Source organism: Leclercia sp. GHBNCSD (assembly GCF_055805075.1).
This window is the reverse complement of the sequence record NZ_JBQVYO010000001.1, coordinates 2,451,029-2,474,518: the sequence shown is the minus strand read 5'-3', so window position 1 is coordinate 2,474,518 and position 23,490 is coordinate 2,451,029. Positions and strand designations below refer to the sequence as shown.

The 23,490-nt window shown below is 55.0% G+C and carries 21 protein-coding genes; 16 read left to right on the top strand and 5 right to left on the bottom strand.

Going from position 1 to position 23,490, the window contains the following annotated elements:
* Positions 1–8: 8 nt before the first annotated feature.
* The 4 genes from mreD to csrD form a co-directional block, all read right to left on the bottom strand.
* The gene (gene mreD, locus ACT3IC_RS12015) at positions 9–497 is read right to left on the bottom strand and encodes a rod shape-determining protein MreD (protein WP_103177230.1); all 489 of its coding nucleotides are present in this window, start codon (positions 495–497) and stop codon (positions 9–11) included.
* Entirely contained in the window at positions 497–1,513 is a 1,017-nt protein-coding gene (gene mreC / locus ACT3IC_RS12010) for a rod shape-determining protein MreC (RefSeq protein ID WP_103177231.1), read from the bottom strand. The genes mreD and mreC overlap by 1 nt, the downstream gene beginning before the upstream one ends.
* 62 nt (positions 1,514–1,575) lie before the next feature.
* On the bottom strand, positions 1,576–2,619 hold the full coding sequence (gene mreB, locus ACT3IC_RS12005) for a rod shape-determining protein MreB (RefSeq protein ID WP_000913396.1): 1,044 nt from the start codon (positions 2,617–2,619) through the stop codon (positions 1,576–1,578).
* A gap of 280 nt (positions 2,620–2,899) precedes the next feature.
* Positions 2,900–4,840 (bottom strand): RNase E specificity factor CsrD, encoded by a 1,941-nt coding sequence (gene csrD / locus ACT3IC_RS12000; protein ID WP_156655288.1) that lies wholly within the window; start codon positions 4,838–4,840, stop codon positions 2,900–2,902.
* Between the two features lie 183 nt (positions 4,841–5,023).
* On the opposite strand from csrD, the gene acuI reads away from it, so the two are divergent.
* From acuI to ACT3IC_RS11930, 14 genes are all read left to right on the top strand, one after another.
* Positions 5,024–5,998, top strand: a complete 975-nt coding sequence (acuI, locus tag ACT3IC_RS11995; protein ID WP_103177233.1) for an acrylyl-CoA reductase (NADPH) — start codon at positions 5,024–5,026, stop codon at positions 5,996–5,998.
* A gap of 77 nt (positions 5,999–6,075) precedes the next feature.
* Positions 6,076–7,077: a protein-methionine-sulfoxide reductase catalytic subunit MsrP gene (gene msrP, locus ACT3IC_RS11990; protein WP_103177234.1), complete on the top strand. Its 1,002-nt coding sequence runs from the start codon at positions 6,076–6,078 to the stop codon at positions 7,075–7,077.
* Positions 7,078–7,677, top strand: a complete 600-nt coding sequence (gene msrQ, locus ACT3IC_RS11985) for a protein-methionine-sulfoxide reductase heme-binding subunit MsrQ (RefSeq protein WP_103177235.1) — start codon at positions 7,078–7,080, stop codon at positions 7,675–7,677. It begins immediately after the preceding gene.
* Between the two features lie 233 nt (positions 7,678–7,910).
* Positions 7,911–8,363: a type II 3-dehydroquinate dehydratase gene (gene aroQ / locus ACT3IC_RS11980; RefSeq protein ID WP_473477576.1), complete on the top strand. Its 453-nt coding sequence runs from the start codon at positions 7,911–7,913 to the stop codon at positions 8,361–8,363.
* Positions 8,364–8,384: 21 nt separating this feature from the next.
* Positions 8,385–8,849: an acetyl-CoA carboxylase biotin carboxyl carrier protein gene (accB, locus tag ACT3IC_RS11975; RefSeq protein WP_013098992.1), complete on the top strand. Its 465-nt coding sequence runs from the start codon at positions 8,385–8,387 to the stop codon at positions 8,847–8,849.
* Positions 8,850–8,859: 10 nt separating this feature from the next.
* On the top strand, positions 8,860–10,209 hold the full coding sequence (gene accC, locus ACT3IC_RS11970; RefSeq protein ID WP_103177238.1) for an acetyl-CoA carboxylase biotin carboxylase subunit: 1,350 nt from the start codon (positions 8,860–8,862) through the stop codon (positions 10,207–10,209).
* A 109-nt stretch (positions 10,210–10,318) separates the two neighbouring features.
* Complete coding sequence (locus ACT3IC_RS11965; protein ID WP_103177239.1) at positions 10,319–10,564, top strand: YhdT family protein; 246 nt, start codon at positions 10,319–10,321, stop codon at positions 10,562–10,564.
* A complete protein-coding gene (panF, locus tag ACT3IC_RS11960; protein ID WP_156655289.1) occupies positions 10,554–12,005 on the top strand; it encodes a sodium/pantothenate symporter in 1,452 nt (483 codons plus the stop codon). The genes ACT3IC_RS11965 and panF overlap by 11 nt, the downstream gene beginning before the upstream one ends.
* An 11-nt stretch (positions 12,006–12,016) precedes the next feature.
* Complete coding sequence (gene prmA, locus ACT3IC_RS11955; RefSeq protein ID WP_180209668.1) at positions 12,017–12,898, top strand: 50S ribosomal protein L11 methyltransferase; 882 nt, start codon at positions 12,017–12,019, stop codon at positions 12,896–12,898.
* Positions 12,899–13,040: 142 nt separating this feature from the next.
* Complete coding sequence (locus ACT3IC_RS11950; RefSeq protein ID WP_473477571.1) at positions 13,041–13,781, top strand: carbonic anhydrase; 741 nt, start codon at positions 13,041–13,043, stop codon at positions 13,779–13,781.
* A 329-nt stretch (positions 13,782–14,110) separates the two neighbouring features.
* The gene (gene dusB, locus ACT3IC_RS11945) at positions 14,111–15,076 is read left to right on the top strand and encodes a tRNA dihydrouridine synthase DusB (RefSeq protein ID WP_103177243.1); all 966 of its coding nucleotides are present in this window, start codon (positions 14,111–14,113) and stop codon (positions 15,074–15,076) included.
* Positions 15,077–15,099: 23 nt separating this feature from the next.
* Positions 15,100–15,396, top strand: a complete 297-nt coding sequence (gene fis / locus ACT3IC_RS11940) for a DNA-binding transcriptional regulator Fis (protein ID WP_000462905.1) — start codon at positions 15,100–15,102, stop codon at positions 15,394–15,396.
* Between the two features lie 200 nt (positions 15,397–15,596).
* Entirely contained in the window at positions 15,597–15,761 is a 165-nt protein-coding gene (locus ACT3IC_RS11935) for a DUF2556 family protein (RefSeq protein ID WP_039030652.1), read from the top strand.
* 127 nt (positions 15,762–15,888) lie between these two features.
* The gene (locus ACT3IC_RS11930) at positions 15,889–17,970 is read left to right on the top strand and encodes a putative bifunctional diguanylate cyclase/phosphodiesterase (RefSeq protein WP_473477568.1); all 2,082 of its coding nucleotides are present in this window, start codon (positions 15,889–15,891) and stop codon (positions 17,968–17,970) included.
* Between the two features lie 10 nt (positions 17,971–17,980).
* Here ACT3IC_RS11930 and envR read toward each other — a convergent pair whose 3' ends face one another.
* Positions 17,981–18,619, bottom strand: coding sequence for an acrEF/envCD operon transcriptional regulator (gene envR / locus ACT3IC_RS11925; RefSeq protein WP_180210750.1), 639 nt, complete (start codon positions 18,617–18,619; stop codon positions 17,981–17,983).
* A gap of 395 nt (positions 18,620–19,014) precedes the next feature.
* On the opposite strand from envR, the gene ACT3IC_RS11920 reads away from it, so the two are divergent.
* Complete coding sequence (locus tag ACT3IC_RS11920; RefSeq protein ID WP_103177246.1) at positions 19,015–20,154, top strand: efflux RND transporter periplasmic adaptor subunit; 1,140 nt, start codon at positions 19,015–19,017, stop codon at positions 20,152–20,154.
* A gap of 10 nt (positions 20,155–20,164) precedes the next feature.
* A complete protein-coding gene (locus tag ACT3IC_RS11915) occupies positions 20,165–23,278 on the top strand; it encodes an efflux RND transporter permease subunit (protein WP_473477563.1) in 3,114 nt (1,037 codons plus the stop codon).
* The last annotated feature ends 212 nt before the right edge of the window (positions 23,279–23,490 follow it).

Here is a 23,490-nt window from a genome sequence, read left to right as displayed (position 1 = left end):
GAAACCTTTTATTGCACGGCAAATTGCTGGCGGACCTTACGCATCAACAGGAACAGCCATGGCCAGAGCACACCGTTTACTACACTACTCCAGAACACTTCCGGACGGAAAGAGACGTTGATCACTAAAAACTCTGCCCAGAAAACAATGATATCCGCGGCCATGGATAACAACATCACCACCAGCGCCTGTTGCCAGAGCGCCAGATTACGAAAGAGCTGATATTTCAGTGCGACCAGGTATGCGATGATACTCATGGACAGCGCGCGTACGCCAAGCGTCGAGCCACTGATCAGATCCAGTATGGCACCCATCACAAAACCTGTGCCCACATTTACGCGGTGCGGCAGAGCAAGGATCCAGTAGAGCAAAATCAGCAGCACCCAGTTTGGCCGGAAAACGAGAATGTCGTCCGGCCAGGGCATGACTTGCAGCAACAGCGCGATCAAAAACGAGAGCCAGATAACCCAGCGTCCCTGGCTACGGTAGCTTGCCACTATTGCCCTCCCGGAGAGAGTTGCGGTGGCGGCGGCGCATCAGGCGGTGGCTGGGTCAGCCCTGTCGCTGGCGCAGGAACTGGCGCAGGCGGCCCCATGGAGTTTGGCGCAGGCAGAACCTGCGGCATCATCTGCATCAGACGTTCATTCGCCACGCGGTGCACCTCTTCCGGCGTCATGGGATTGCTACCGTTACGATCGGCGCCCCACAACAGCAGCAGATAGCGCAGACGCTGTAAGCCCGCGGTAGGACGTGCCTGAATCACCGTATACGCGCGCTGAGTATCCAGCTTCACGGAGGAGACCACCCCAACCGGGTACCCTTCCGGGAAACGCCCGCCGAGACCGGAGGTCACCAGTACGTCACCCACGCGAATATCGGTATTCGCCGGCAGATGTTCCAGCTGTAGATCGTCCGTACAACCGTTACCGGCTGCGATCACGCGGATGTCGTTACGCAGAACCTGGATCGGCAGCGCATGGGTCGCATCGCAAATCAGCAATACGCGGCTGGTGAGCTTAGCAACGGCTACCACCTGGCCGACGACGCCTTTATCGCTGATGACAGGCTGGCCTTCGTAGACGCCATTAACGCTGCCTTTGTCGATGACCACCTGATCGCTGTACGGATCGTTAACGGTGGAGATCACCTGGGTCACCATCTTCTGCTCATCCTGACGCAGCGGGGAGCCCAGCAGCTCGCGCAGACGGGCATTCTCCTGCTTGTACTGGCCCAGCATCAGCAGTTCGCTGTTTTTCAGCAGCAGTTCCTGACGTAACGCGCGGTTTTCAAGTTCGAGTTGATCGCGTGAGGACAGAGTTTGCGAAACGCTGTCGAGTAATTCACGGGGACCATTTGATACAAAATAGAAAGGACTGACGGCGGTATCCATGTACGTTCTGATCTGGCTGAACGTACCGAGGCGGCTATCGGCAATAATGACACCAAGCGCTACCAACACCCCAAGGATGAGGCGAAACTGTAGCGACGGGCCACGGCTAAAAATTGGCTTCATAGGCTATGCGTACTCTCGCGTCAGAGAGAAAGGGTAGCCATCCGCTACCCTTTCACACCTGACTACTCTTCGCTGAACAAGTCGCCGCCGTGCATGTCGATCATCTCCAGCGCCTTGCCGCCGCCACGGGCTACGCAAGTCAGTGGATCTTCTGCAACTACGACAGGAATTCCTGTCTCTTCCATCAACAGGCGGTCGAGGTTACGCAGCAGCGCACCACCACCGGTCAGAACCATACCGCGCTCGGAGATATCGGAAGCCAGTTCCGGCGGGCACTGCTCGAGGGCAACCATGACGGCGCTGACGATACCGGTTAACGGCTCCTGCAGCGCTTCGAGGATCTCATTGGAATTCAGGGTAAAGCCACGCGGAACCCCTTCTGCCAGGTTACGGCCGCGAACTTCGATCTCGCGAACTTCATCACCCGGATAAGCAGAACCGATTTCATGCTTGATACGCTCTGCGGTGGCTTCACCGATCAGAGAGCCGTAGTTACGGCGAACGTAGTTAATGATGGCTTCGTCAAAGCGGTCGCCACCGATACGTACCGAGGAGGAGTAAACCACACCATTCAGGGAGATAACGGCCACTTCAGTGGTACCGCCACCGATATCCACCACCATGGAACCGGTTGCTTCGGAAACCGGCAGACCCGCGCCGATTGCCGCCGCCATTGGCTCTTCAATCAGGAAAACTTCACGCGCACCAGCGCCCTGAGCGGATTCACGAATAGCACGACGTTCAACCTGGGTAGCGCCAACCGGCACGCACACCAGAACACGTGGGCTCGGACGCATAAAGCTGTTGCTGTGCACTTGCTTGATAAAGTGCTGAAGCATTTTCTCGGTCACGAAGAAGTCAGCGATAACGCCGTCTTTCATCGGACGAATGGCAGCGATATTACCCGGCGTACGGCCAAGCATCTGCTTAGCGTCATGGCCTACAGCCGCTACGCTTTTCGGTGAACCAGCACGATCCTGACGAATGGCCACAACTGAAGGCTCATTCAGTACGATGCCTTGTCCTTTTACATAAATGAGGGTATTCGCGGTACCCAGGTCAATGGACAGGTCATTGGAAAACATGCCACGAAATTTTTTCAACATACTAAGGGATAATCCTGAAAGCTGGGGCGGAAAACAAAATCCGCTTACTTTACCAACCACACGCAGCAGCGACAAGGCGCAAAAATCGCCTGCTACGGTGAAAATTAGTGCAGCACGTTTCCTTTGTTACAAATCGTCGCCTGACTCCCTCAGGGCTGAGAAAACAGCAGCGTTCCTCACGTACATTTGTAACCCGTTAAAGGTCGTTCACTGTCATTTTGCTCGTCATACATCACGCTACAGGCGCGATATTCTACGTGAAAACTCACCAAACGGCAGGTTAAACAGAGTATCTTTGCGAATATTTTTTCACATTGCTGTCAAGAGGCTGAGAGGCCGCAAAAAAATCGCCCTGACCCCCTGTCACGCCGCGCTCTGTCAATGTCTGCCATTCCGTTCGCGACCGCACACCCGTAGCAAATACACGCGTTTGCGTTCCTTTGCACGCTTCCACCAGGCTCTGTACCAGCAGCTGGTTTTCCGTGCGCTTTTCAATATTTCTTACCAGCCCCGGATGCAGCTTCAGGAGCTCAACCTCCAGCGCCTTGATCCAGCTGGTGCTGACCAGCGTTAAACCCGCCTGCGTCACCGCGACGCGCGCGCCCAACGCGTTAATCAGCCGAACAACCGGCTGTAACCGACTGATGTGTTGACAAACATCCGCCTCTGCAAGTTCAAAAATAATCCGTTTCCGCTGCGATTTTTCACATTGCATCAGCAGATCCCGCAGCCAGCGCTGGAAACGCGGGCGGATCAACGACTCCACCGTCACCTGCAGCGCCAGGTTCTCTTCGGGCCAGTAGGATAAAAATGGCATCAAGCGCGATATCTGCTGGCGGTCGTACTCTTCAGACAGGCCAAACTGCAGGATCATCGGCAGATACTCGGCCGATACCACCTCTTCGTTGCCGTCGAAGATTCGACAGAGCAGTTCCCGATGATGGACCTTGCCGCTGGTCAGCACCGCCGGTTTTTGGTAAATCCGCGGTCCGCCTCGGGTCAGCATCTGCTCGATTAAGGTTCGCCAGCGCACGTTGCCGCGTCCTTTTTCGGGCAGGGAGTCATCATAAACCGCCCAGCCGTTCGCCCCTTGCAACACCGCATTACGGGTGGCAGCCTCGGCATGTTCCATCACCTGCTCGGTAGACTGGCCGCCGCGCCAGGCGCAGATGCCGATATGCACCATGTCATCACGATCGAGCATTTTGCTGGGTGGGAGCGCATCCACCGATTTCAACAGCAGCCCGGCAATGCTTTCAGACTCCTTCAGCGTGCGGTGCGGCAACAATACGGCGTAATCACTGCGGTGATAGCGTGCCAGCAGTGCGCCGGGGTAACGCATGATAAAGGTGGAGAGCATATTAATGAGCGTAAACTGCTGCTCCTCCGCCACTGCCCGCCCCCAGTTATCTTTCAGCAGATCGAAGTCCGGCAGACGGATAATCATCACCACCCCATGTGTGCCCACGTTCTCCTGATCTTCCAGCAAAGTGCCCAGCTGATTATCAAAGAACAGGCGGTTATTGAGGCCGGTTTTATTGTCCTGGGCGGCATAGGATCGGATCAGGGTATCTATCCGGCTGCGCTGGTCGCTGGCGAACTGAATTTCGGACAGCAAAACGTCCAACGCGCTGCTGGTGCGTGAGGGCCACTCATAGACCGAGCCGCGCACCTGCGCGCCGCGTTCACCGTTAAGGATCCGCGTAGAACGCGACTCCAGTAGCTCCTGTCCGGCGAGCTGACGCCGCAGCCAGCGCACCGCCAGGAAGATCAGCACCACGATGAAAATCACCGCCACCGTGAGCGGTGCGGTGGTCATCAATGAACGAAAATAACTGGTCATTGGGTCCAGATAGACCAGGCTTATCGTCATACCGGGGTTTTTCAGGGAGGGGACGGTGAGCTGGAGCATCTGCGGAGGTGAACCCACCTGCCGGTAATGCGTATGCCCGGTGTGGCTTAAAAGGAGGTTGCCGCCCTGCTTAATCTCCACCCGCATGATATCCACCGGGGCCATCAGCTCATCCAGTTGACGGGAAAGTTCTGGAAAGGGTGTGCTGACAAGGCGGGAATCAATCACTGACGCCACGGAGTGGACGCGGTTCGCCAGCTTTCCCTGGATCGCATTATAAAAACTGAGCGAGCAGCCGATAAAGGTGACGAATATGGTCAACCCGGTAAGCAAGGAGATAAAAGCGGAGAACTTCGTCGATAATCGCATCCTTGAGATTACTCCGTGAGTTGGTGAGGATAGCAAGTAAGTACTAACTCGCAATACGGCACTGGCATACTACCAAATCAGGTGTATCTGGCAATTTATTGCGTTAAATCGGCATTGCATGTCATTGAGCGAGTATAGTCTCCAAAAATTTTTTTCCAATCATCATGCTGAGTAAGGAATCGTATGCAGGCTTTGATCTTAGAACAGCAGGAAGGCAAAACTCTTGCGTCAGTACAATCTATCGAAGAGAGCCGCCTGCCTGAAGGCGCCGTGACTGTAGATATCGACTGGTCCAGCCTTAACTATAAAGACGCCCTGGCCATTACGGGCACCGGAAAAATTATCCGCAATTTCCCAATGGTTCCAGGTATCGATTTTGCGGGACGCGTACATGCCAGCGAAGACCCACGTTTTCATGCCGGCCAGCAGGTGCTGCTGACCGGCTGGGGCGTGGGGGAAAACCACTGGGGCGGGCTGGCGGCGCAGGCGCGCGTCAACGGCGACTGGCTGGTACCCATGCCAAAAGGGCTGGATGGCCGGAAAGCGATGATCATCGGCACCGCCGGTTTTACCGCCATGCTCTGCGTAATGGCGCTGGAAGAGGCCGGAGTACGTCCTGAATCGGGTGAAGTGGTGGTGACGGGCGCCAGCGGTGGCGTCGGTAGCACGGCGGTTGCCCTGCTGCATAAGCTGGGCTATCAGGTCGCGGCGGTCTCTGGCCGTGAAAGCACCCATAACTATCTGCGTTCCCTGGGCGCGAGCCGCATTCTGGGCCGCGACGAATTCGCTGAGACCCGCCCGCTGGAGAAACAGATCTGGGCCGGTGCCATTGATACCGTGGGCGACAAAGTGCTGGCGAAAGTGCTGGCGCAGATGAACTACGGCGGCTGCGTCGCGGCGTGCGGCCTGGCGGGCGGTTTTGCCCTGCCGACTACGGTGATGCCGTTTATTCTACGCAACGTCCGTCTGCAGGGTGTCGATTCGGTGATGACCCCGCCAGAGCGCCGTGCCCAGGCCTGGGAGCGACTGGTTCGCGATCTGCCGGCCGCCTTCTACGACCAAAGCGCCACTCAGATTAGCCTTGAGCAGGCACCGGAGTATGCCGCGAAGATCATCAATAACCAGATCCAGGGCCGTACGCTGGTGAAGCTGGCGTAATCTTCAAATTTTCGTGACATATTCGCTTTAAACCCGCTCCTCCGTCATGCTTAGAAAAATGCATGACGGAGGATGCCATGAAAGTGAAACCCCTGACGGAAGCCGATATCACCGCGGAATCCGTTTTTATGCTCAAGCGCCGCCAGATCCTGAAGATGCTGGGGATCGGCGCTGGTGCGCTGACCCTTTCGCCTCTCGCCCAGGCCGACCTGCTGGACTGGTTCAAGGGCAACGATCGCCCAAAAGCGCCACCCGGAAAACCGCTCACCTTTACCCAACCTGCCCAGTGGCAAAGCCAGCTTGCGAAGACGCCTGAAGAGAAAGTGACGGGCTATAACAACTTCTATGAGTTTGGCCTCGATAAAGCCGATCCTGCCGCCAACGCCGGCAGCCTGAAGACCAATCCCTGGACGCTGAAAATCGACGGCGAAGTGGCAAAACCGCTGACCCTTGATTACGACGACCTGACTAACCGTTTTCCGCTGGAAGAGCGAATTTACCGTATGCGCTGCGTTGAGGCCTGGTCAATGGTGGTGCCGTGGATAGGTTTTCCGCTGCATAAACTGCTGGCGCTGGTAGAGCCCACCAGCAATGCGAAGTATGTCGCCTTCCAGACCCTTTACGCCCCGGATATCATGCCTGGCCAGAAAGATCGGTTTATCGGCGGCGGACTCGATTACCCTTACGTGGAAGGGCTGCGCATTGACGAGGCTATGCACCCGCTTACGCTGCTCACCGTAGGTGTGTATGGCAAAGCCCTGCCACCGCAAAACGGCGCACCCATCCGCCTGACCGTACCGTGGAAGTATGGCTTCAAGGGGATCAAATCGATTGTCAGCATCAAGCTAACCCGCGAGCGTCCGCCCACCACCTGGAACCTGGCCGCACCTGACGAGTACGGTTTTTACGCCAACGTGAACCCGCACGTCGATCATCCGCGCTGGTCGCAGGCTACCGAGCGTTTTATCGGCTCAGGCGGCGCGCTGGATGTGAAGCGCCAGCCCACGCTGCTGTTTAACGGCTATGCCGACCAGGTGGCCTCGCTCTACCGCGGCCTCGATTTGAAGGAGTTTTTCTAAGTGCGTCTGACGGCAAAACAGATTACCTGGCTGAAGGTCGCCCTGCATCTTGCAGGGTTACTTCCTTTTATATGGCTCTTCTGGGCCGCCAGTCATGGCGGCTTTAGCGCCGACCCGGCTAAAGATATCCAGCACTTTACTGGCCGGACGGCGCTGAAATTTTTACTGGCGACTCTGCTGGTTTCACCGCTGGCGCGCTATGCAAAACAGCCGCTGCTGATCCGCACCCGTCGCCTTCTGGGGCTATGGTGCTTCGCCTGGGCGACGTTACACCTCACCAGCTATGCGTTACTGGAGCTGGGCATCAACAATCTGGCCCTGCTGGGAAGCGAACTGGTGACCCGTCCATACCTGACGCTCGGGATCGTCAGCTGGATAATTTTGCTGGCTTTAACCCTCACCTCTACCCAATATGCCCAGCGAAAACTGGGGAGGCGCTGGCAACTTCTGCATAATTTCGTTTATCTTGTCGCGATCCTGGCCCCCATCCACTACCTTTGGTCAGTGAAAATTCTCTCGCCACAGCCGATCATCTACGGGTTACTGGCTTTAGGGCTTCTGGCATGGCGTTATAAGAAGTTTCGCCAGTGGTGGCGATAGTGAACGAAAACGTGCGTATCCCCGCAGATCGTTTAACCTTCCTGGGCATTTATCCGAATGCTGTTGATAATCTTCCCTGATAAGACCAGTATTTAGCTGCCAAATGCTACGAAATCGTTATAATGTGCCACTTTGGTCTCCCCGACGGGTTTTTCGTAGCCTGAGAGGGTGACAATCGTGCATCGAAGGTATATTTTGTTTTTTACCGGAGAATCGCAGGAGATAGCGGCACAATGGCTGACAAGTTTCACATCTTAGTTTTAAACGGACCGAACCTGAATATGCTCGGCACCCGTGAACCCGAGAAGTACGGCACGCTGACGCTCACCGATATTGTTACACGTCTGGTTAGCGAAGCAGCGTCACTGAATGTGGATTTGGATCATTTTCAGTCAAATGCGGAGTACGCACTCATCGACCGTATTCATCAGGCTAAAGACACTGTGGACTATATCCTGATCAATCCGGCCGCGTTTACGCACACCAGTGTTGCTATCCGCGACGCACTGCTGGCGGTGAGTATCCCGTTTATCGAGATCCACCTCAGCAACGTGCACGCCCGAGAGCCGTTCCGCCACCATTCGTATCTGTCGGATATCGCCGCTGGCGTTATCTGCGGACTGGGCGCAGACGGTTATTCATACGCTTTACAGACAGCGGTAAAACGCTTGTCACAATCACACTAAACAAGAGTACGGAACCCACTCATGGATATTCGTAAGATTAAAAAACTGATCGAGCTGGTTGAAGAATCAGGCATCTCCGAACTGGAAATTTCTGAAGGCGAAGAGTCTGTACGCATCAGCCGTGCAGCCCCAGCCGCTAGCTTCCCGGTAATGCAGCAAGCTTATGCTGCGCCAGTGCAGCAGCCTGCGCTTTCCGCAGCCGTTGCGCCAGCCGCAACTGAAGCCGCACCTGCCGCTGCAGCAGAAATCAGTGGTCACATCGTACGTTCCCCAATGGTTGGTACTTTCTACCGCACCCCGAGCCCGGACGCGAAAGCGTTCATCGAAGTGGGCCAGAAAGTTAACGTGGGCGATACCCTGTGCATCGTTGAAGCCATGAAAATGATGAACCAGATCGAAGCAGACAAATCAGGTACTGTGAAAGCGATTCTGGTCGAAAGTGGTCAGCCGGTTGAATTTGACGAGCCGCTGGTCGTCATCGAGTAACGAGGCGAACATGCTGGATAAAATTGTTATCGCTAACCGTGGCGAGATTGCCCTGCGAATCCTTCGTGCCTGTAAAGAGCTGGGCATCAAGACCGTCGCTGTGCACTCAAGCGCGGACCGCGATCTGAAACACGTATTACTGGCGGATGAGACGGTCTGTATTGGCCCGGCTCCGTCCGTCAAAAGCTATCTCAACATCCCGGCCATCATCAGCGCCGCTGAAATCACCGGCGCGGTGGCTATTCACCCGGGTTACGGCTTCCTCTCTGAGAACGCCAACTTTGCTGAGCAGGTTGAACGCTCTGGCTTTATCTTCATCGGCCCGAAAGCTGACACCATTCGTCTGATGGGCGACAAAGTGTCTGCGATCACCGCAATGAAGAAAGCGGGCGTACCGACCGTACCGGGTTCCGACGGCCCACTGGGCGACGATATGGATGCTAACCGCGCCCATGCAAAACGCATTGGCTACCCGGTTATCATCAAAGCGTCCGGCGGCGGCGGCGGTCGCGGTATGCGCGTTGTGCGCAGCGATGCCGAACTGGCCCAGTCTATCTCCATGACCAAAGCGGAAGCGAAAGCCGCGTTTAACAACGACATGGTCTACATGGAGAAGTACCTGGAAAACCCACGCCACATCGAAATTCAGGTGCTGGCTGACGGTCAGGGTAACGCTATCTATCTGGCAGAACGCGACTGCTCCATGCAGCGTCGTCACCAGAAAGTGGTCGAAGAGGCACCAGCACCAGGCATCACGCCGGAGCTGCGTCGCTACATCGGCGAGCGTTGCGCCAAAGCCTGTGTGGATATCGGCTATCGCGGGGCGGGTACTTTCGAGTTCCTGTTCGAAAACGGCGAGTTCTACTTCATCGAGATGAACACCCGTATTCAGGTTGAACACCCGGTTACCGAAATGATCACCGGCGTTGACCTGATCAAAGAGCAGCTGCGTATCGCTGCGGGCCAGCCGCTCTCCATCAAGCAGGAAGAAGTGATTGTCAAAGGCCATGCGGTGGAATGCCGTATTAACGCCGAAGACCCAAACACCTTCCTGCCAAGCCCGGGTAAAATCACGCGTTTCCACGCGCCGGGTGGTTTTGGTGTGCGTTGGGAGTCTCATATCTACGCCGGTTACACCGTACCGCCGTACTATGACTCAATGATCGGCAAGCTGATCTGCTACGGCGAATCCCGTGATGTGGCGATTGCCCGCATGAAGAACGCCCTGCAGGAGCTGATCATCGACGGCATCAAAACTAACGTTGATCTGCAGATGCGTATCATGAGCGACGAGAACTTCCAGCATGGTGGAACCAACATCCACTATCTGGAGAAAAAACTCGGTCTTAATGAAAAATAAGCCTGCATAAGCGTAAAAAGGTCGGTTAATCCGGCCTTTTTTTATTTCTGGGGATCGCCAGGCCCCATAAGGTACAATCCCCGCTTTCTTTTTCCACAAGGGACAAAAAATGGACAAACGTTTTGTTCAGGCCCATAAAGAAGCGCGCTGGGCGCTGTGGTTAACCCTTCTCTATCTCGCGGCATGGTTAGTGGCCGCTTACTTACCTGGCTCTGCAATCGGGATCACCGGTCTGCCTCACTGGTTTGAGATGGCCTGCCTGCTCATCCCGCTGGTGTTTATTCTGCTCTGCTGGGCGATGGTGAAATTCATCTATCGCGATATTCCGCTGGAGGATGACGATAATGCAGCTTGAAGTGATCCTGCCCCTCGTCGCGTATCTTTTTATTGTTTTTGGCCTCTCTGTTTACGCCATGCGCAAACGGACAACGGGCACGTTCCTGAACGAGTATTTTCTTGGCAGCCGCTCGATGGGTGGTATTGTGCTGGCGATGACCCTGACCGCCACCTATATCAGCGCCAGCTCTTTCATTGGCGGCCCGGGCGCGGCCTATAAATATGGGCTGGGCTGGGTATTGCTGGCGATGATCCAACTGCCCGCCATCTGGCTCTCGCTGGGCATTCTGGGGAAAAAATTCGCTATCCTGGCGCGTCGCTATAACGCCGTCACTCTCAATGACATGCTCTTTGCCCGCTACCAGAGCCGCCTGCTGGTCTGGCTGGCCAGCCTGAGCCTGCTGGTGGCCTTCGTGGGTGCCATGACCGTGCAGTTTATCGGCGGCGCGCGTCTCCTTGAAACCGCAGCCGGTATTCCCTATGAAACGGGCCTGCTGATTTTTGGGGTCAGTATTGCGCTATATACCGCCTTTGGCGGCTTCCGCGCCAGCGTGCTCAATGACACGCTGCAGGGCATGGTGATGCTGGTCGGCACCCTTGTGCTGCTGGTGGGCGTGGTGCATGCCGCGGGCGGGTTAAGTCACGCGGTGGAGACACTGCAAGCCATCGATCCGAAACTGGTTTCGCCGCAGGGTGCGGACGACATTCTGTCGCCAACCTTTATGACCTCCTTCTGGGTGCTGGTCTGCTTCGGGGTGATTGGTTTACCCCATACCGCCGTGCGCTGCATCTCTTATAAAGACAGCAAGGCGGTACACCGTGGGATTGTCATCGGCACTGTCGTGGTGGCGATCCTGATGTTCGGTATGCACCTTGCAGGTGCGCTGGGCCGGGCGGTAATACCTGACTTAACCGTGCCGGATCTGGTGATCCCTACCCTGATGGTGAAAGTGCTGCCGCCGTTTGCTGCCGGGATCTTCCTTGCTGCGCCAATGGCGGCGATCATGTCGACAATTAATGCTCAACTGCTGCAAAGTTCCGCTACGATCATTAAAGATCTCTATCTGAATATTCATCCTGAGCAGATGAACAACGAGCGCCGCCTGAAGCGGATGTCAGCCGCGATCACCCTGGTTCTGGGCGCGTTGCTGCTGTTGGCCGCGTGGCGACCGCCGGAGATGATCATCTGGCTCAACCTGCTGGCGTTCGGCGGGCTGGAAGCGGTGTTCCTCTGGCCGCTGGTGCTTGGCCTCTACTGGGAGCGCGCCAATGCAGCCGGTGCGCTGAGCGCAATGATTGTCGGCGGCGTGCTCTATGCCGTGCTCGCCACCTTTAAAATTCAGTATCTGGGCTTCCATCCGATTGTGCCTTCGTTACTGTTAAGTTTGCTGGCGTTTGTGGTGGGGAACCGTTTCGGTCAACCCGCTCCGCAGACCGCCGTCATTTCTACTGATAAATAAAGAGTTTTGCCATGCCGTGGATCCAACTAAAACTGAATACGACCGGCGCCAATGCCGAAGAGATGAGCGATGCGTTGATGGAGGCCGGAGCGGTCTCCATCACCTTCCAGGACACGCATGACACGCCGGTGTTTGAACCGCTGCCGGGTGAAACGCGTCTGTGGGGCGATACCGATGTCATCGGTCTGTTTGATGCCGAAACCGACATGGCCGAGGTTGTGGCCATTCTGGAAAATCATCCGCTGCTGGGTGCAGGCTTCGCGCATAAGATCGAGCAGCTGGAGGATAAAGACTGGGAGCGCGAATGGATGGATAACTTCCACCCGATGCAGTTCGGCAAGCGTCTGTGGATCTGCCCGAGCTGGCGCGACGTGCCGGATGAAAATGCGGTAAATGTGATGCTCGATCCGGGCCTGGCATTTGGTACCGGTACCCACCCGACCACCTCTTTGTGCCTGCAGTGGCTGGATGGTCTGGATCTGGACGGCAAGACGGTGATCGACTTTGGTTGCGGCTCCGGGATCCTCGCTATCGCGGCCCTGAAGCTGGGTGCGGCAAAAGCGATTGGGATCGATATCGATCCGCAGGCGATTCAGGCCAGTCGCGACAATGCTGAACGCAACGGTGTCTCCGATCGCCTTGAGCTCTATTTGCCGGATGACCAGCCGCAAGCCATGAAAGCCGATGTCGTGGTCGCTAACATTCTGGCTGGCCCGTTACGGGAACTGGCGCCGCTAATCAGTGTGCTGCCCGTTGAGGGGGGTCTTCTGGGCCTTTCCGGTATCCTTGCCAGCCAGGCTGAAAGCGTATGCGAAGCCTACGCCGAGCTGTTCACTCTTGATCCGGTCGTGGAGAAAGAGGAGTGGTGTCGCATAACAGGCTGTAAGAAGTAATCACTCCAGCGTGGTCATCCCTGGCCACGCTATTTTTTTACCCGCAATAACACTCTTTCCCGAATTAATTCTCCTGTAAAATAGTAATAACTAATTGTTTTTATTTATTATTTTACTCATTACCATTTATAAGGAGAATATAATGAGAGCTTACGTTAGTAAGGCGGCGGTACTTGTCCTCAGCTTAATGTCAGTCTCAGCATGGGCGTCCCATTGGAGTTATGAAGGCGAAGGAGCCCCCGAGCATTGGGGAGAGATAGACAGTAACTTCAAAACCTGCCAGACCGGTATGTACCAGTCGCCGATCAACATCGAAAAAACCCTCAAAGCACATATTCTTCCCCTTGCAACCCACTATTCCGACGGTCCGGTAACGTTAACGAATAATGGGCACACTATTCAGGCTGGCGAGAAAGACGGTACAAAAGACACTATTACCCTGGATAATCAGGCCTGGACACTGCAACAATTCCACTTCCATGCCCCCGCTGAAAACATGATCCACGGTAAAAAGTTCGCGCTGGAGATGCATCTGGTTCATAAAAACGCAGCAGGTGAGATAGCGGTTGTGGCCGTCATGTTCAACACAGGCAAGGCGAACGCCGAACTGGACAAATTGTGGAGCGTCATGCCGCAGAAGGTGGAGCAAAGTACCTCCCTTACTACGCATCTGGACCTGAACAAACTCTTGCCACACGAGAAAACGTACTGGCGTTATAGCGGTTCCTTAACCACGCCACCCTGCTCAGAGGGGGTGATCTGGATTGTCATGCAACACCCGCTCACATTGTCTGTAGCCCAGCTGGAAAAATTTACACGAACTATGCACCACGATAATAATCGCCCGGTACAACCATTACATGGCCGTACTGTCGTGGAATAACGCTCGCTTTTCATCCTGATATCATGTTCTAAAATGCGACCTGGATCGCAAAGAAGCGGGATAATCTGCTGTTAAAAACAGCAGATTATCCCGAATAACCAATTCATTTATCAGAAACGATAAGAAGTTACGGGAAAATGTTACACCCAACGAAACAACACGCCCGCGCTAACCCAATGATTTAAATGATGAATAAATTCAATGGGAGTAATAGAGCGGCGATTCATTGATCTACCGCAGTGGATTGTTCAAAGTTTGGCCTTTCATCTCGTGCAAAAAATGCGTAAGATACGCCGCCTTGCAGTCACAGTATGGTCATTTCTTAACTCATGCGTATCGGAAACCACCAGCTCAGAAATCGCCTGATCGCAGCACCTATGGCAGGTATTACCGACCGACCATTCAGGACGCTGTGTTATGAGATGGGAGCAGGATTAACCGTTTCAGAGATGATGTCGTCTAACCCGCAGGTTTGGGAAAGCGATAAATCCCGTCTTCGGATGGTGCATATTGACGAACCAGGTATCCGCACCGTGCAAATCGCCGGGAGCGTGCCTGAAGAGATGGCAGATGCCGCGCGTATCAACGTGGAAAGTGGCGCCCAGATTATTGATATCAATATGGGATGCCCGGCCAAAAAGGTGAATCGCAAGCTTGCAGGTTCAGCCCTTCTGCAATACCCCGATCAGGTGAAGTCGATCCTGACCGCGGTTGTCAGCGCAGTGGACGTTCCTGTTACGTTAAAGATTCGCACGGGTTGGTCGCCGGATCACCGTAACTGTGTAGAGATTGCCCAACTGGCCGAAGACTGTGGCATTCAGGCCCTGACCATACATGGACGCACCCGCGCCTGTTTGTTCAACGGTGAAGCTGAATACGACAGCATTCGGGCAGTTAAGCAGAAAGTTTCCATTCCGGTTATCGCGAATGGCGACATTACTGACCCGCTTAAAGCCAGAGCTGTGCTCGACTATACAGGGGCTGATGCTCTGATGATAGGACGTGCGGCTCAGGGAAGACCCTGGATCTTTCGGGAAATCCAGCATTATCTGGACACTGGGGAGCTGCTTGCCCCGCTGCCGCTGGCAGAGGTTAAGCACTTGCTATGCGCGCATATTCGGGAACTGCATGACTTTTATGGTCAGGCTAAAGGGTACCGAATCGCGCGTAAACACGTATCCTGGTATCTCCAGGAACACGCTCCGGATGACCAGTTTCGGCGCACATTCAACGCCATAGAGGATGCCAGCGAACAGCTGGAGGCGTTGGAGGCATACTTCGAAAATCTTGCGTAATGAAATAAAGAGCTGACAGAACTATGTTCGAACAACGCGTAAATTCTGACGTACTGACCGTTTCCACCGTTAACTCTCAGGACCAGGTAACTCAAAAGCCCCTGCGTGATTCGGTTAAACAGGCACTGAAGAACTATTTTGCTCAACTGAATGGTCAGGACGTTAACGACCTGTATGAGCTGGTACTGGCTGAAGTTGAACAGCCCCTGTTGGACATGGTGATGCAATACACCCGCGGTAACCAGACCCGTGCTGCTCTGATGATGGGCATCAACCGTGGTACGCTGCGTAAGAAACTGAAAAAATACGGCATGAACTAATTTCGATTAGCTAAATGCTTGTTTAAAAAGGCGCGAACCGGCATGGGGAAGCGCCTTTTTTTATGCCTGTTGTTCCCCTGTTTTTTGTTCTCCACCCCCTCGTTATCTCCCGAAACGTAAACATCTCTCAGCCCACTTCTCAGCCGCTATTTTTCGTGTATATTTCCTGCACTCTTGTCAATTGTCCCCGGAAATTCCGAATGATCCGTAAGTATTGGTGGTTAGTCGTCTTCGCGATTAGCGTTTTCCTTTTCGATGCGCTGTTAATGCAGTGGATTGAGTTGATGTCTACGGAAACGGACCAATGCCGCAACATGAATTCGGTTAATCCGCTTAAGCTGGTTAATTGCTCGGATCTAGATTAAGCCCCTGCTTTTCCTCGAAAAATGTGCGGTTTTAAAAACCTTTGAGGCATCTTTATTGGATGATAATGTCTCAGCCCGTCTCACCCGGTATCACGTAATACCCCACTGCGTATGAGTTGATGAGATCATGCTGGTTAGCCAATACGACCAACTTCTTGTGGTTATCTCCTTTGTTGTCGCCATTCTTGCATCCTATACCGCGCTGAATATGGCAGGACGGGTTGCCGGCAGTACCGGCGTCGCGGCACATATCTGGCTGACGGGCGGGGGGATCGCCATGGGTATCGGGATATGGGCTATGCATTTTATCGGCATGCTGGCGATGGATATCTCCATGCGGATGAACTACGACCTGCCAAAAACCGCCCTTTCCATGCTGATCGCTATTGGCGCCTCACTGTTTGCCCTCTGGCTGGTGAGCCGCGACCACTTACGCAGACGTCGCTTGTTTACCGGCGCGGTGATTCTGGGAGCGGGCATCGTGACGATGCACTACACCGGCATGAAGGCCCTGCAGGTAGCGCCCGCTATCGTCTGGGATATGCGCTGGGTTGCACTGTCGGTGGTTATCGCTCTCCTCGCCTCGCTGGCCGCCCTGTGGCTGACGTTCCGTTTACGGCGGGATGCCGCCCAGGTCGCGCTGATGCGTGCGGGCGCTGCGTTGCTGATGGGCATCGCGATTGCCGGCATGCACTATACCGGCATGAAAGCGGCCCAGTTTCCGCTTCAGGTGCACATGCATCATCAGGGGGTGAACGGCAGCTGGCTGGCGGTGCTGGTGAGCGTTGTGGCGCTCTCTATCTTGGGTATAACGCTGCTGGTTTCTATGTTTGATGCCCGGCTGCAGGCCCGCACCTCCCTTCTCGCTTCATCGCTGGCGGAAGCCAACCGCGAACTGGCCCAGCTGGCGCTGCACGATACGCTGACCCGCTTGCCGAACCGCGTGCTGCTGGAAGATCGCCTCGAGCAGGCAATTAACAAAGCCGATCGCGAAGGCAAACTGTTTGCCCTGCTGTTTATGGATCTGGATGGCTTCAAAGCTGTTAACGATGCCTACGGCCATGATACGGGCGATAAGCTATTGGTTGCCGTGACGGAGCGTCTGGAACAGCCCCTGAAGGGCCAGTACACTCTCGCCCGTATTGGTGGCGACGAGTTTGTGCTGCTGGCCGAGATCGACTCCCCGAACGACGCCGCATCGCTCGCCAGCGCGCTGGTGCATGTCGTCGACCAACCCTTCAGCCTTGAGCTGTATGATGTGGTAGTGACCCTCAGCGTGGGTATCGCTATTTATCCCCATGATGGCAAAAACCAGCGCGAACTGATGTTCAACGCCGATGCGGCGATGTATCACACCAAGCACATGGGGCGTAACGGCTACCACTTCTTCCAGCCGTCGATGAATACCCTGGCGCAAAATCAGCTACAGCTAATGAACGATCTGTGGCTGGCGCTGGAGCGCAAGGAGCTGCATCTGGTTTATCAGCCTAAGTTCCAGGCGCCGGTGGGCCCCATTGTCGGCTTTGAAGCCCTGCTGCGCTGGCAACATCCTGTCCAGGGCTTGTTATCCCCCGACCAGTTTCTGCCGCTGGCGGAGAAAAGCGGGCTGATTATTCCTATCGGCAACTGGGTAATTGATGAAGCGTGCCGCCAGCTACGCGAATGGCATCTTAACGGCCATACTGAATGGTCGATGGCGGTGAACCTCTCTACGCTGCAGTTTGAACAGCCCCAGCTGGTGGAGACGGTGATGGGCAGCCTGGCACGACACCGTATTCCGCCGCATACCCTGATTCTGGAAGTGACCGAAACCACGGCCATGAATAACCCCGATGAGAGCGTCCGGGTGCTGACTGAGTTAACTCAGGCCGGAGTAAAAGCCTCGATCGATGATTTTGGCACCGGCTATTCCAGCCTGCTCTACCTGAAAAAGTTGCCCGCCTGTGAGCTAAAAATTGATCGGGCGTTTGTGAAAGATCTCAACAGCACGGGTGATGATGCGACCATCGTATCCGCCATTGTTGCGCTGGCAAAAACGCTCAACCTGAAGGTGGTTGCCGAAGGGGTCGAAACCGAGGAGCAGCAGACCTTTTTGACCAGTCTGGGATGTAATACGCTACAGGGCTATCTGCTGGGTAAACCCGTCACGGCGCAAGCTGTCAACGCGCTGAGCCACGATCCGCAGGCCATGCTGACCCAGCAAATCTGACGCGATGCCGCTATGAGGCGGTGTCGTATTCTCTGTGGGCTATCGGCAACGTTGAGAGGATATTATCGACCAGTTCCGGGGCCTGCCGGTAGAGATCCAGGTGTTCCGGGCTCATTAACCAGTTTTTAATCAGCCCGCAAAAAAAGCCATGGAAAACAATTAACGTCGTGTCGATATTGATCTGCGCGGAGATGCTGCCAAGCATAATGCCTCTCTGCAATATTTCACGGACGTTTTCATAATTGAACCCGATCCTTTCACGAATTTGATTTTCTGAGATCATATCCTCATCAAATTCACATTTGTGATACAGGATCTGCAATAATGTCCGCTGGCGTCTGTCCCGGGCAATATATTGCAAAGCAGTAACAAACTGCTCACGCAAAATTAATAATGGATCGCTCTCTTCCGCCTGCGACAGTTGACCGCGAATAATCTCGCGCAGCGGGCGTTGCTCCTGCCAGATAGCGTTAAATATCTCGGCTTTACTGGCGAAATGCCAGTAAACGGCCCCCCGTGTCAGGCAGGCGGCATCGGCGATATCCGTCAGCGTCGTGTTGGCGACACCCCGCATGGCAAACTGCTCTATTGCCGCCTCAATCAATAACTGGCGTGTCTTCTGCGCCTCAGCTTTGGTTTTGCGCGCCATAGAAAATCACTCATTTAACGGATTGGTTACTTTTATAAAACAATGACGACAATCGTCGGAGCAGGAATTATCCATCAGTCAGAAAAATAAATATGAACAAAAAAAGTTAACCTGCCTAACTTATAAACCGCGATGATACTTGCCATGCATTTAATTCACAAAAAACATGAATGCATCTAAAGCAAAACGGCCAGCAATACATAGCCGGACGTGCTATATCATTCTTTACGCTCACTTGCTGCTCTTTTTTTTATCCTCAGTTCATTCTCCGCACTTATAAATCAAAAACCCGCACGGTCATTCTTTATTATTGCGCCCGCCGTTTTCCGTTTTACCTCTCCTTAACGCATAACCCTTGTCGGTGAATGCGGATTGATGATCTTGAAGGAATAGTCATGACGCCTAATTTCAGGTTTTTACCCTTATCCGGTTTTATCATCGGTGCCGCATTGCTTGTGGGTTGTGATGATCATGCAGGCCAGGCGAAGCAGCCGCCGACTCCACAGGTCGTGGTGCATGTCGTGAAAAGTGCGCCGCTGGAGGTGACCACCGAACTGCCTGGCCGGACCGATGCTTACCGCGTCGCCGAGGTTCGCCCGCAGGTCAGCGGCATTGTGCTGAAGCGCAACTTTACTGAAGGCAGCGACGTAAAAGCTGGCGAGTCGCTGTATCAGATCGATCCCGCCTCCTATCAGGCCGCATTTGATAGTGCGTCGGGCGAGCTGGCCAAAGCCCAGGCAGCCGCCAGCATTGCTCACCTGACGGTAAAACGCTATTTACCTCTGGTCGGCACACAGTACGTCAGCAAACAGGAGTACGATCAGTCAGTGGCGAACGCCCGTCAGGCTGATGCCTCGGTGATTGCGGCCAAAGCCGCCGTCGAAACCGCGCGCATCAATCTTGCGTACACCAAAGTGACGTCACCTATCAGCGGGCGGATCGGTAAATCCAGCGTCACCGAAGGGGCCCTGGTTGCGAACGGACAGGCCACGGCGCTGGCAACGGTTCAGCAGCTTGATCCGATTTATGTCGATGTCACCCAGTCCAGCAATGATTTTATGCGTCTCAAGCAGTCCAGCCTGCAGACCGGCGAAGGCACCCGCAGCGTACAGCTGCTGATGGAGAATGGTCAGCCCTATCCATTAAAAGGATCGCTGCAATTCTCGGATGTCACCGTGGATGAGAGCACCGGCTCCATCACCCTGCGGGCTATCTTCCCCAACCCGCAACATATCCTGCTGCCCGGCATGTTTGTCCGCGCGCGTATTAACGAAGGCACCCAGCCGCACGCCATTCTGGTTCCGCAACAGGGCGTTACGCGAACCCCGCGCGGTGATGCCAGCGTGATGGTGGTCAACAGTAAAAACCAGGTTGAAGCCCGTAACGTTGTCGCCCCTCAGGCGATTGGCGATCAATGGCTGATTACAGACGGCTTACAGGAAGGCGACCGGGTGATTATCAGCGGGCTGCAGAAAGTACGTCCTGGCGTCGCGGTGGTGGCGACGCCGGATACCGCTGCGCAGAAAGTGGGATAAGGAACAGAGCATGGCTAACTTCTTTATTCAGCGCCCAATCTTCGCGTGGGTGCTGGCCATTATCCTGATGCTGGCGGGCGGGCTTGCGATCCTCAAGCTGCCGGTGGCGCAGTATCCCACCATTGCGCCACCTGCCGTGGCTATCTCGGCGACCTATCCCGGCGCGGATGCCCAGACGGTGCAGGATACGGTGACCCAGGTTATCGAGCAGAACATGAATGGTATCGATAACCTTATGTACATGTCCTCCACCAGCGATTCAGCGGGCAGCGTCACCCTTACCCTGACCTTCCAGTCGGGCACCGACCCGGATATTGCTCAGGTACAGGTGCAGAACAAGCTGCAGCTGGCCATGCCGTTACTGCCGCAGGAAGTGCAGCAGCAAGGGATAAGCGTGGAGAAGTCGAGCAGCAGCTTCCTTCTGGTGGCCGGTTTTGTCTCGGACAATAAGAACCTGAGCCAGGACGATATCTCGGACTATGTCGCCTCTAACGTCAAGGATGCTATCAGCCGCACCTCCGGGGTGGGCGATGTGCAACTGTTTGGCGCCCAGTATGCGATGCGTATCTGGCTGGATGCGAATAAGCTGAACGCCTATCAGTTGACGCCGCTGGACGTGATTAACCAGTTAAAAACGCAGAACAACCAGATTGCCGCCGGTCAGCTCGGCGGAACGCCGTCGGTGCCGGGCCAGCAGCTCAACGCCTCCATTATCGCCCAGACGCGCCTGAAAACCGCAGAGGAGTTCGGCAACATCACCCTGAAGGTCAATCAGGACGGGTCGATGGTGCATCTGAAAGATGTCGCCCGCATTGCGCCAGGCGGTGAAAACTACAACATGGTGACCAAAATCAATGGTCAGGCGGCGACCGGGCTCGGTATTAAGCTCGCTACCGGTGCCAACGCGCTGGATACCGCCGCGGCGATCAAAAGCAAACTGGCGCAGCTGCAAGCCTTCTTCCCGCAGGGGCTGAAGGTGGTCTACCCCTATGACACCACGCCGTTCGTTAAGATCTCCATTCATGAAGTGGTCAAGACGCTGTTCGAAGCCATCATTCTCGTCTTCCTCGTGATGTACCTGTTCCTGCAAAACCTGCGGGCCACGCTCATCCCGACCATTGCCGTACCGGTGGTTCTGCTGGGCACCTTCGCGGTGCTGGCGGCGTTTGGCTTCTCGATAAACACCCTGACCATGTTTGGTATGGTGCTGGCAATAGGCTTGCTGGTGGATGATGCCATCGTAGTGGTGGAGAACGTCGAGCGCGTGATGGTGGAGGAGAAGCTTCCGCCAAAAGAGGCGACACAAAAATCGATGTCGCAAATTCAGGGGGCGCTGGTCGGCATCGCCATGGTGCTCTCAGCGGTATTTATCCCGATGGCCTTTTTCGGCGGCTCCACCGGGGCGATTTATCGCCAGTTCTCTCTGACCATTGTTTCGGCGATGGCGCTCTCGGTGCTGGTGGCGCTGATCCTGACCCCTGCTCTGTGTGCCACCCTGCTAAAGGCCCCCAGCGAGCATCATGCGAACAAAGGCGGCTTCTTCGGCTGGTTTAATGCCCTGTTCGACAGAAGCGTGGCCCATTACAGCAACAGCGTCAGCCATATCCTGCGTAAGACGGGCCGCTACCTGGTGGTCTACATCCTTATAGTGGGCGGAATGGCGGTACTGTTCCTGCGTCTGCCTACGTCGTTCCTGCCGGAAGAGGATCAGGGCGTGTTTATGACGATGGTGCAGCTCCCGGCGGGCGCGACGCAAAGCCGCACCCAGAAGGTGCTGGATCAGGTTGAGCACTACTACCTCAACAATGAGAAGGCCAACGTAGAATCGGTATTTACTGTTAACGGCTTCAGCTTCAGCGGCCAGGGGCAAAACGCCGGGGTAGCGTTTATCAGCCTGAAGCCCTGGGAGGAGCGCCCGGGTACTGAAAACAGCGTTGGAGCCATCGTCAGCCGGGCAACACGGGCCTTTAGTCAGATCAAAGACGGGCTGGTCTTCCCGTTCAACCTGCCCGCCATTATCGAACTCGGCACCGCAACGGGCTTCGATTTTGAACTGATTGACCAGGCCAACCTGGGACATAACCAGCTGACGCAGGCGCGAAACCAGCTGCTGGGCATGATTAAAGAGCACGCCGATATGCTGGTGCGTGTGCGACCCAATGGGCTGGAAGATACCCCGCAGTTCAAGCTGGATATCGATCAGGAAAAAGCGCAGGCGCTGGGCGTGAGCGTATCGGATATCAACCAGACCATCTCCACCGCGCTGGGGGGAACCTATGTCAATGACTACATCGACCGTGGCCGGGTGAAGAAAGTCTATGTCCAGGCGGATGCCCACTTCAGGATGCTGCCGGAGGATATTAACCGTCTCTATGTCCGCAGCGCCAACGGTGAAATGGTGCCGCTCTCCGCGTTCAGCCAGTCGCACTGGATCTACGGCTCACCGCGCCTGGAGCGCTATAACGGCAGCCCTTCCATGGAGATCCTCGGGGAAGCCGCTCCCGGCAAGAGTACCGGTGAAGCCATGGTGCTAATGGAAAAACTGGCGGCGAAACTGCCAACCGGCATCGGTTACGACTGGACAGGCATGTCTTATCAGGAACGGCTCTCCGGCAACCAGGCGCCTGCCCTGTATGCCATCTCGCTGGTGGTGGTGTTCCTCTGCCTGGCGGCCCTGTATGAGAGCTGGTCGATTCCTTTCTCGGTGATGCTGGTGGTGCCATTAGGGGTGGTTGGCGCCCTGCTGGCCGCTTCCCTGCGTGGGCTGAATAATGATGTTTACTTCCAGGTGGGGCTGCTTACCACCATTGGCCTGTCGGCCAAGAACGCCATCCTGATTGTCGAATTTGCTAAGGATCTGATGGAGAAAGAGGGGAAAGGGATTATTGAAGCCACGCTGGAGGCATCACGCATGCGTCTTCGTCCTATCCTTATGACCTCACTGGCATTTATCCTTGGCGTGTTGCCGCTGGTCATCAGTCACGGAGCGGGCAGCGGCGCGCAAAACGCCGTGGGTACCGGCGTGATGGGCGGTATGCTTTCAGCTACCCTGCTGGCAATCTTCTTTGTGCCGGTCTTCTTTGTGGTAGTACGGCGACGCTTTACGCGTCATCGTGAACAGTAATGGGTAAAGGCGCTTCGGCGCCTTTTCTTATGATAATAAACAGAGAGTTAGCCTTACTATTTATTTACCTTATTGATTAGCGGTCCAATAAATTGTTTGCTCACGATTTCAGCACCTGACTGTTTACTCTGTCGCTCTCCTCAATCTCTCCATTATTGCCCGGCAAGAATGACCGTTTCTCCATATTTTTTACAATCCAAATAATTTGAGAT